Below are 10,182 nucleotides of genomic sequence, written 5' to 3' on the forward strand. Positions count from 1 at the left end.
AGGCAGCGCCCGCTTGGGCACTGCCTTCGTTCAGCTTGTTACGGGCTCTGCAGGCAGAACCTTTTTTATCATTTCGCGGACTTCAGGATTTTCATTTTTATTCATCAGAATATGAACGGTCCCTTTGTCTTCATGTGTTCTAATTAATCTTCCAATCCCCTGCCTTAAACGCAGGATCATATATGGAAGATCAACCTCTTTGAAAGGATCGGCCGAACCTTCCCTTTTGGCTGTAAAGACCGGATCGTGAGGAGGGAATGGAAGGCCATAAATAAGCACATTCTCCAGGGATCTGCCCGGTATATCAAGACCTTCCCATAAATGAACAGAGCAGAGAACTGAATGCTCATCATTTTGGAAACTTGATACGAGGCTGCTTATCTCTGCATCCCCTTCAAAAAAGACCGGCACACTTATTTTCCCTGAAACAAATGCTTTGAATTCTGCCAGCTCAGAAGAACTGTTGAATAATACTAAAGCCCTTCCTTCTGTTGCTTTAACTTGTTCGAGAATGTAGTCCATTTTCGCAGTTCCTGATCCCTCCGCAAATTCCGGCATGCGAATGACCATATTTTCGTCATAGTCGAACGGGGAATCTACGGTAAAGGATAGATAATCGTCTACTCCCAGGCTTTTTGCCATATAATCAAAGGACTTATTCTCAGACAGTGTTGCAGAGGAGAAAACAAACGGCTTCTTCTGGGAAAATACTTCTTCCCGCATAATGTCTTCTACCATTCTTGGCATAATAACCAGGGTTCTTTCCCCATTATTCTCTTCAAACCAGGTGATTCCTTTTAAATCCTTAAGGAACAATGAAAGTGAGTATGAGATTTGCTCAAGATATTCTTCAACAATTTTTAAGTCATATTCATTAATGACATACATTTCGCTTTCAAATACTAATTCTTCCTCAAGTGTATTGATCAAGTCCTGCAGTTTACGTCCTTCACTCATAACATCTGCAGTTTTTTCAATCGTTTTCTTGTCAGAACCAGTATCACCCGAAGCTGACATGGACAGTGTCAAAAAGAAATGCTCATTCTGGTAAATAGCATCTTCAATGATATTTAACGTTTTTTCACGTACATCATTCGCCATGAGCCTTGTTAAGATGGATTCCAGAATCTGCTCGGAAAAACGATATGTCAGAGCCTTTTGCGATGCATATTCCAGCAGATGGCCTTCATCAAAAACCACACATGAGCTCTCAGGGAGCAAAGGCAGCTGCCCTTCCCGTTTTCTCGATTCCTTGGTCCAGATATGTTCCATGTAAAAGTCGTGTGAACAAATGATCAAGTCTTTTGCGTTGCGGTAATATTCCCTATGGAGAGTTTGACCACAGCGGTGACGCTTCTCACAAGTGAAACAGTCCTGTATTGAATCCCAAGAGACATTGGTCCAATGCTCATCCGGCAATTCAGGGTAATCTTTCCGGTCACCATATCTTTCAAACTTTTGCATGGATGAGCCTGTTTGAACAAAATCCGGAAGATCATCAAAAATGCGATTATAGTGATCATGAACATCATTTGCAACGAGCTTGTCCAGCTTGTTTAGGCATAGATACTGATCGCGTGATTTTGCCAGTCTGACATCAATATTTAACCCTAATGCTTTTTCCAGCTTGGCAATATCACCTTCTTTTTTCACAAGCTGCTCGATTAAAGTCTCATCCGCACAGGCGATAATAGCAGGTTTATTTATGTACCTTGCATAACTGATTGCATATAAAAGGTAAACAATCGTTTTCCCAGTCCCTACACCTACCTCAGCGAAAATAACACTTTTATCTTTAAATGCTTTCTCCAGCTGAAAAGCCATAAATATTTGCTCATCCCGAATTTCAAATCCTGCTTCAGGCAATATATCGTAAAAAACATCTCCGATCCACTCACTTAGCTTTTCATAAAAAGATTCGCTCTTGGATACGGCAAAAGGCATCCGGTTCGACATGCTACCCCTCCGTAATTAAAAAGTTAAAGCGCCTATAAACCAGACGCTTTGAATTAACAGTTCTATCATTATTTCATATATCAGTAATTAATAATCAAATGAACATCATATAATTTTATCTCAAATACAGTAACTGTCAAGATATAACGCCAAACCTGCAAATTTATCAAAAAAACAGGGGTGCTTTAAGGCAGCCCCCTGCTCATTATGAACGATTAGTTTACACGTGACATAGAAAATGACAATGCCTGCTGAAGTTCATCCTGTGCGTTTTTAAGACTCTCCAGTGCCTCTGCTGATGGATCACCGTCTCCGTGTATTGCTTCAAGTGTTCCATTCAGCGCCTGGGAAATTTTATGAAAATCGATGCTGGAATGTTTCATTGCCACCCCTCCTGAAAAAAGAATCAGATAGATATATTCTATACAGTTTCAGGAGGTTTTATGCTTTTGCTGCTAATTATTTCTCGGCGGTCTTTTACCCCAGTACTGATAATAGTCTGTACGAATAAAGCCATTGAAAAGCTTTCGCTTTTTAGTTGCTTTTCTTCCATAGTGAGTTTCAAATTGCTCGTCTGAAGTCAAGATATAAATGGACCACGTGTCAAGAGGAGCAAAGGCACTTCCCATTTCAGCATACATTCGCTGTACTGCATCCTTCTCACCAAGGCGTTCCCCATATGGAGGATTCCCAACAATAACACCATATTCCTTAGTTGTCTTAAAATCACGCACTTGCATTTGTTTGAAGTTGATCAAATCACCCAATCCAGCTTCAAAAGCGTTTTCTTCAGCGATCTTAACCATCCTATGATCAATGTCAGCACCTGTGATATCAAGTGGCTGATCATAGTTTGCCAGGTCTTCAGCTTCATTTCTTGCATCTTCCCAGACTTTTTCAGGAATCCAGGACCATCCTTCCGAAATGAATTCACGATTAAAACCGGGTGCAATATTCTGGCCGATTAATGCTGCTTCTATCGGGATGGTGCCGGACCCGCAGAAAGGATCCGCAAATGGCTTATTAGGGTTCCAATTTGTCAGCATCACCAATGCAGCTGCAAGTGTTTCCTTCAGTGGCGCTTCCCCCTGCCCTGTACGATATCCCCGTTTATGGAGGCCGCTTCCGCTGGCATCGATGGTCAACAGGGCTATATCCTTATGAAGAGCAACTTCTATTTTAAATAGCGGCCCACTTTCTTCTAGCCAGCCTGTCTTATGATACTTTGTTCGCATGCGTTCCACGATTGCTTTCTTGACAATCGCCTGACAATCGGAAACAGAAAAAAGTTTGGACTTCACAGACTTCCCTGATACTGGGAATTCGGCGTTTTCAGGCATATACCTTTCCCAAGGCAGCGCTTTGGTTTTTTCAAAAAGCTCATCAAAGCTTGTTGCTTTGAATTCTCCCACTTTTATGCGTACCCGATCTGCTGTTCTCAGCCATAAATTAGACCGGACAATTGCAGCTTCATCGCCTTGAAATGTTATTCTGCCATTTTCAACTTCACATTCATATCCAAGATCGCGCACTTCTTTGGCAGCAAGTGCCTCAAGGCCCATGGCCGTAGTGGCGATTAAATCGTATTTAGACATATTTTCACCCTAACCTAATTCTTATTTCTATTATGTATATCTAACTGGATCAACACATAAAGTATATCTGTTTATATGATTACCCGCAATGAATGCGTTAGTTATCTTTATTTTAAACCAGCCTGCAGCAAAGTAAAAAAGCTCTCCCAAAAAGGAGAGCTTGAATTAATAACACTCATACTGTCTCACTAATAACGTTCTGTAAGCCATGTTTTGTACCGTAGTACTGCAAGCGACAAATGTCTCGTACTCAGGTGGTAATCATCTATCTACAGGCATCTGCCTGTCCTTCCCGTTGTTCAGTTCCTCAGGGAAAGTGCCCCTACCATCATTTGGGTTTCTCGCTCGCGGGGTTTACCTCGTTCCACCCTTTTCATTTCTGAAAAGGCTACGTCACTGTGGCACTTTCAAGGTATTCATGCCATATCCCGAAGGACTTAGGCATTTTCCCTGCCGTCAGCCGGAGCCAGCTCCGACTGCCCTAGCTTATGAATTCGCTAGGCACGAACACTACAGGCATCTCAGCCTGTGCGAGCATGGACTTTCCTCTACAATATAAGATATATTGCAGCGATTACCCGAACGCTATTAATGATCACAAAGAATATTATATGTAATCTGTGAAGGAATAGCAATGTTTTTAAACTGGAAAGTCTGATCAATCCTGTCAATCATACAATTTACTGCCAAAAACGTGTTTTTCCAGATTTGATAATCTTTTTAGGATATCAAAATTGGTTGTTCCTGCAGTTTGTGCTGCCGGTCTGCGTGAAGCTTCCTCAACCTGTTTTTTCAGCTTCACATTTTCCAGCTGCAGATCTTCAATTTCCTGATGGAATGCTTCATAATCTTTAATGACCAAATCTAAAAACTTATCGACATCTTCAGGCTTGTAGCCTCTCATAGCTGTCTTAAACTCTTTTTCCAAAATATCTTTTGCAGTTAATTTAATTTTATCGGATAGCATGACACTCACCTCAGTATATCGGCAATCATAATTAATACTATTTTTCCAGAGATATGTACATTTGTCAATTTATCTGAGCATTATTCAAATGTCTCTCTCTGAGAGAATTGTTCTTCTTCTACAATCAATTGTAAATCATAAAAGGTGATTAGTCTAATGTCATATTCATTTTCTTCCTGATATTTTTTGGCGGTTTCATACAGATACTTAGGGCTTCCCTCTTTTTCCATATCATAAAATAGCAGGAGCACATCACTTTTACTGACAAAAAAATGATTTTTTAATCTGAATTGCTGGGGGCTTTCATAAGGTTTTTTTGTTACTGAATCAACAAAATCTGCCTGAACCAGTATAGAATCATACCATTCTTTGTTGGCATCCTTCCAGGAAGCTTCCTGATCTAAAAAGGGAGTAATGACTGCAAGCTTCAAGTCTTCGTAACCTTCGTGCTGAAGTTCATAAACAACTTCAGCTGCCCAAAGTTCTGCACCAAGCTGCCCGCTGATGATTACCCACTCAAGACCGTCATCCAGCAAAGAAAGCAGGCTTTTTCTGATTGCGGTTTTGATATAGCTGACAGCAGGGTCATCGTTTTTAAATATCCCTACTTCAAAAGGCTTGTACCCTGAAATAACTGCTACTTTTGTCAATTGCAAAACTCCTTAAAAAAATCTGGCTGAGAATGCTGCCATTTATATAAATAAAACAAGGGCATATAGCCCTTGTTTATTATCTGCCGGAAAAACTTGGCCCTTGTTTTGGACCCATACCGGTTGATGCTCCAGCTACGCCAGTTCCAGGTCCGCCATATCCTGGACCCATTCCCATACCTGGACCCATTCCTGGGCTACATGCACCTGCCACGCCAGGTCTTGGTCCCATATTCACATTCGATTGTGTCACCTGGTTTACATTTGACTGCGTTTGCGGGTAAGAGTGCTGATTCTCGTAGTTAATGTGGTTTACGTGAGTATGATGTGTAGGATGAATGTGCGGAACCACAATGTTCTGGAACGAATGAGTTACACAGCATTTTGTCGGATGAACAACAGCAGGCATCACCTGCGAAGGTCTTGGTCTGCAATACATGTAAAGATCCCCTTTCGAAATTGTTTTTACATTAACAACCTATGTTAGAAAGAGTAATCTTGTACTAATGAAAACACCTATTTTATAGGTACTAGCCTTACAGCATGCTATAGAAACTGTCTTTTAAATTGGAGAAAACGATTGCAGTAGTGAAAATTACAAGGAAGAATAAAAATAAGATTGCTTTATACATTTTTTACCAGCCTCACTATATAAAATTCCTAAAAAAGTACCACACAAGTTATAATTTTAACTGTTAAAAGAAGTACATACAACTAGGAAATAGTGGATTTTTTTGTCTGGTATATTAAGATTATGTTACAAGGAGATTTTAGCTCGATTAATTTTTCGTTCAAGCCGTACAATCCGCCGGTGCAAATCTTCCTGTTTTATTTTCAGCTTTTCTGTTCCGTTATCTGCTTCCAGCAGGTCTAACGCTTTCTTCGAAAAGATTATAGCCTGGTCAATATCCTTTAATCGATGCTCATAAATCTTGGCCAGTTCAATGCAGGAAATTACCTTCATATTAATTAAGCCTTTTTCAGCAATATCCTTCCATAATTTTGTGGCCTCATCCCAATTTTTATGTTTCTTATGCTCAAAAGCCAATGCAAACCTGGCATCCAAAGCTTCAGAAGACTCTCCTTCAGATATTTTATTGAAGGCAATTGCTGCCTGTGAAGATTCACCCAGTGTTGAAAGCCACCTTCCCACTTCATAAACCTCACGGGAAGTCTGTCTTTCATCCAGCTGCAGTATCTGGAAAGAAAGATGTGTATACAGGCTGATCAGGGATAGGATATCTATTTCATTATGCTTTATGATTCCCAGCATCCCTTCAGGATCTTTTCTTTCAATAAAATCAAAATAAATCATTGGTGCCAGAAACCCTGGAATATCGTCTTTTCTTTCAATCCCCAGAACTTCTTTTTCAACTGCAGCAAGCTTTATTCTTTCAAGTTTGTGTTTCCACATTCTCCTTGCAGCATGATATAAATCAAAATGTCCAAATGGAGGCAGTTTTGGGACATGCTCCCTTAGCAGTGTGTGTCTCGTTTTAACCTGCGGCCAGTCGAAAGCTTTCCCGTTGTACGTGACCATTGTTGAATAATCAATGCTTTCCAGAAAACTTTTATATAAAGGTATCTCAGCACCCGGGTGAGGGAGAATATGCTGTTTCAGCTTTATTTTGCTTCCATGCAGACTGGCTTGGCCAAGCAGGAAGATAGTATTGCCAGTACCTCCGCCCAAGCCGGTTGTTTCTGTATCAAAAAAGAAAAGGTTTTCCGGCCCGTGACCGGAAGCAGACAGCGGATGTCTGAGGTTGGAAGAATTCCAAGCATCCACCGCTGCTGTATACTGCCCAAAAGAATAGATTCCATGCCTATAGTCAAGGCTGTATTCTTTTTCCCTTACAAGACAGTAAGAGTCTTCAAAATAATACGGATAAACACCTTCATTAGCCCATACTTCTTTAAAAGGGACATCGGCTATATTCTCATGTTTTTGGACGGATGAAGGCTGGTTATCGTTATCTGTTCCAAGATGTCCCTTAAGCCTGTTCAACTTGTTTTTAATGGACAATTCTATCACCTGCGCTATTAACGCCCTTTTTAAAAGAGCCGAGAATCCGGAGTACGTCTTTTTTGGCCGTTTCTGAAGAGGTATCTGTTCCGATGCAGGAAGGACAGCCATGATCACATGCACATCTTCTGACCATTTCCATCGTTTCATGCATGATATGTTCTATTCCTCCGAAGATTTTCTCACTTAACCCTACACCGCCCGGATACCTGTCATAGAAAAAGATCGTCGGCTTTTCATTATGGGCAGCTTTCACTTGCGGGATAACATGAACGTCCTGAGGATCGCACATAACAAATAGCGGTACAATATGCTTAAGTGCATGTGCTGTTCCAATGAGTCCCTGTTCAAGCAGGTCCTGTTTATAATTCAAGGATTCCCGGTTAAACGAAAGCCAGGTTGAGCTTGTATGGAGTTCTTCTTCAGGAAGTGTTATTGGACCGGATCCGATATTTTCATGTGTTTCAAACTTAATTTTTTTAAATATTGTTGCCATTGCTACAACACTGACATCCCCAAAGCCAATCTCTCCAATGGATGACACTCTGATTTTATCCTGCTCAAGCACTTTGAGCTCTACTGCCAGATTAGCATCGGTAAAATAGTCTGCATCCACTTCACGGACAAACGCCTTCTTCTCTTCCCAATCAAGCATTTCCACCTGAAACTGGGTTCCTTGATGAAGATAGATTGCCTCATCGTGCAGAAGGGTCATAGCAGAAAAGCGGTCCATTTCACCAATTACCTTTACATTCGCAATATCTGATTGATCAATTATGATAACATTTTCCTGTGATGCTGAACGGAGACTGATGTTATGGGCAGGAAATGAGTCTTTCATCCAATAAAATTTTTCTCCGTTCTGATGAAGGACCCTTTCTTCCGCCAGGTATTCCAATACCTCTTCAGTTTCAAAAGTGCCAAAACGTTCCCCGGCATTAAAAGGGAGCTCATAGGCTGCACACTTGATATGATCAACCAGAATAATAAGGTTATCCGGATTAATTCTGGCTGTTTCAGGACTTTTATTAAAAAAGTAATCAGGATTTTGTATAACATATTGATCCAGCGGACTGGAGCTTGCCACCATAATGACAAGCGATTCACCATGCCTTCTTCCTGCGCGTCCAGCCTGCTGCCAAGAGCTGGCAATGGTACCGGGGTATCCAGTCATGACACAAACCTGCAGCTGTCCGATATCCACGCCCAGTTCAAGGGCATTTGTACTGACGACTCCATAGATCTCCCCTGAACGCAGTCCTTTTTCAATTTCCCGTCTCTGGGTTGGCAAATAACCGCCTCTATAACCCCGAATTGCTTTTGGCCCCAGTTTATGTTTGACAAGCTCCTGGAGGTAAGTCAGCAGGATTTCGACTCTGACCCTGCTTCTTGCAAATACAATGGTCTGGATTTTATTTTTCAGAAGTTCACCTGCGAGCTTTCTCGCTTCGAGAGTTGCACTTCTTCTGATATTCAGCGGTATATTGACAATAGGAGGATTATAAAATACAAAATGTTTTTTCCCGCTTGGGGCTCCATTATTATCGACGAGTTTCATCGGCTTTTCTGTAAGCTTTTCTGCCAGCTCCAGAGGATTGGATATTGTTGCAGATGTACAGATAAAAATGGGGTCGCTGCCATAAAAACGGCAGATGCGTCTAAGACGGCGAATGACATTTGCTACATGACTGCCAAATACCCCTCTGTATATATGAAGTTCATCTATGATCACATACTTTAAATTTTCAAACAAAGATACCCACTTTGTATGATGAGGCAAAATTGCCGAGTGAAGCATGTCCGGATTTGTAATAACCACATGCCCGGCTCTTCGTACCTTTTGCCGGATGTTTGCCGGTGTATCCCCGTCATATGTATAGGAATTGATATCCAATCCGGACTCCTGGATGATTTCATTGATTTCGCTTTTTTGGTCCTGAGCCAATGCTTTTGTCGGAAACATATAAAGCGCCCTTGCATCTGGATCATTTACGATCGTCTGCAGAACTGGAAGGTTGTAGCAAAGCGTTTTTCCAGAGGCCGTTGGAGTAACAGCTACCAGACTGTCCCCATTCATGGCTGTCCGATAAGATGTTTTCTGATGTGTATATAGCCTAGAAATGCCCCTTTTTTGCAGTGCATCCTTTAAGGATGGATGAATGTTGTCCGGAAGGCTGGCAGTCTTAGCCTCTTTTTCTTCTATTGTATGCCAATGGACAATATTCTCTTTATATTGCTGTTCAGATATAAGCTGTTTCATGATTTCAGGCAAATTTTTTCGCACTTTCATCTATTTCACCTCATATTCCTATTCTACCGAATAAACGTTCGTTCTAACAGAGCAAACTCTTAATTTCTATTAACTATTTATGGGAAATTTTTTATTAAGTTTTAATCTTTATTTTACTAAATCAGATTCATGGAAAAATTGACTGAAAGTTCTAAATATATTTCACAGGATTTTGTACAATCCATGACAGGAGATTGGCAATTGGTCAATAATTCGATTTCTTGGCCAATGATGATGATTAAAGCCTTTGAGGATATAAGAGGACCAATTTGGATTCCTTTTTTCTCGGCATTTGCAATGACCTATGCCATTTTAACCTTTAATATATTCGCCGAGGGATTAAAATCATTTTTCACCAGGAAGGTCCGATATATTTAGATGTCACAGCCGCGAATATATTAGGTGTTTTCGCAAGGTTTGTTGCATTTTTGTATATTTTTACTGAGTTGATTGTAGCGGAAGGTGCGAGATCCTCGAAAATGCATTCGCATTTTCTTCGTGCGCCGTTTACTCAAGGAAGCTTAATCAACGTCCTGCGGGAGTAGCGGGACAGGTGAGACCCCGCAGACGCGGAGCGTCGAGGAGGCTCACCGCCCGCCCCGCTGTTCGCTGAGCATCCTGGAGCGGAAATCAACGGACAACATTAATAAGCAAAAATAACAATTTATACGAAAAGAGCCTAGTATTAAAATTAGCTTTTG

The 10,182-nt window shown here is 41.0% G+C and carries 8 protein-coding genes and 1 other RNA gene; all 9 read right to left on the reverse strand.

The annotated features are described in order from the left end of the window. Positions 1 to 30: 30 nt before the first annotated feature. Positions 31 to 1,956, reverse strand: a complete 1,926-nt coding sequence (locus BFI01S_RS12735; RefSeq protein ID WP_061792956.1) for an ATP-dependent DNA helicase — start codon at positions 1,954 to 1,956, stop codon at positions 31 to 33. A 215-nt stretch (positions 1,957 to 2,171) separates the two neighbouring features. After that, the gene (locus tag BFI01S_RS23395; RefSeq protein WP_169799761.1) at positions 2,172 to 2,339 is read right to left on the reverse strand and encodes a hypothetical protein; all 168 of its coding nucleotides are present in this window, start codon (positions 2,337 to 2,339) and stop codon (positions 2,172 to 2,174) included. Between the two features lie 72 nt (positions 2,340 to 2,411). Next, on the reverse strand, positions 2,412 to 3,551 hold the full coding sequence (locus tag BFI01S_RS12740) for a THUMP domain-containing class I SAM-dependent RNA methyltransferase (RefSeq protein ID WP_061792957.1): 1,140 nt from the start codon (positions 3,549 to 3,551) through the stop codon (positions 2,412 to 2,414). A gap of 197 nt (positions 3,552 to 3,748) precedes the next feature. Next, positions 3,749 to 4,137: RNase P RNA component class B (gene rnpB / locus BFI01S_RS12745), an RNA gene on the reverse strand. Between the two features lie 81 nt (positions 4,138 to 4,218). Next, positions 4,219 to 4,518 (reverse strand): cell division regulator GpsB, encoded by a 300-nt coding sequence (gpsB, locus tag BFI01S_RS12750; protein WP_035330218.1) that lies wholly within the window; start codon positions 4,516 to 4,518, stop codon positions 4,219 to 4,221. Between the two features lie 80 nt (positions 4,519 to 4,598). After that, positions 4,599 to 5,168, reverse strand: a complete 570-nt coding sequence (locus BFI01S_RS12755) for an SLOG family protein (RefSeq protein ID WP_061792958.1) — start codon at positions 5,166 to 5,168, stop codon at positions 4,599 to 4,601. Between the two features lie 79 nt (positions 5,169 to 5,247). Beyond that, the gene (locus tag BFI01S_RS12760) at positions 5,248 to 5,607 is read right to left on the reverse strand and encodes a CotD family spore coat protein (RefSeq protein ID WP_061792959.1); all 360 of its coding nucleotides are present in this window, start codon (positions 5,605 to 5,607) and stop codon (positions 5,248 to 5,250) included. A 318-nt stretch (positions 5,608 to 5,925) separates the two neighbouring features. Beyond that, positions 5,926 to 7,191 (reverse strand): ribonuclease H-like domain-containing protein, encoded by a 1,266-nt coding sequence (locus BFI01S_RS12765; protein WP_061792960.1) that lies wholly within the window; start codon positions 7,189 to 7,191, stop codon positions 5,926 to 5,928. Then, on the reverse strand, positions 7,181 to 9,481 hold the full coding sequence (locus BFI01S_RS12770; protein WP_061792961.1) for a DEAD/DEAH box helicase: 2,301 nt from the start codon (positions 9,479 to 9,481) through the stop codon (positions 7,181 to 7,183). Before BFI01S_RS12770 ends, BFI01S_RS12765 begins: the two co-directional genes overlap by 11 nt. Positions 9,482 to 10,182: the final 701 nt, after the last annotated feature.

It is taken from the genome of Cytobacillus firmus NBRC 15306, assembly GCF_001591465.1.
GTDB classification, from domain to species: Bacteria; Bacillota; Bacilli; order Bacillales; family Cytobacillaceae; genus Cytobacillus; species Cytobacillus firmus.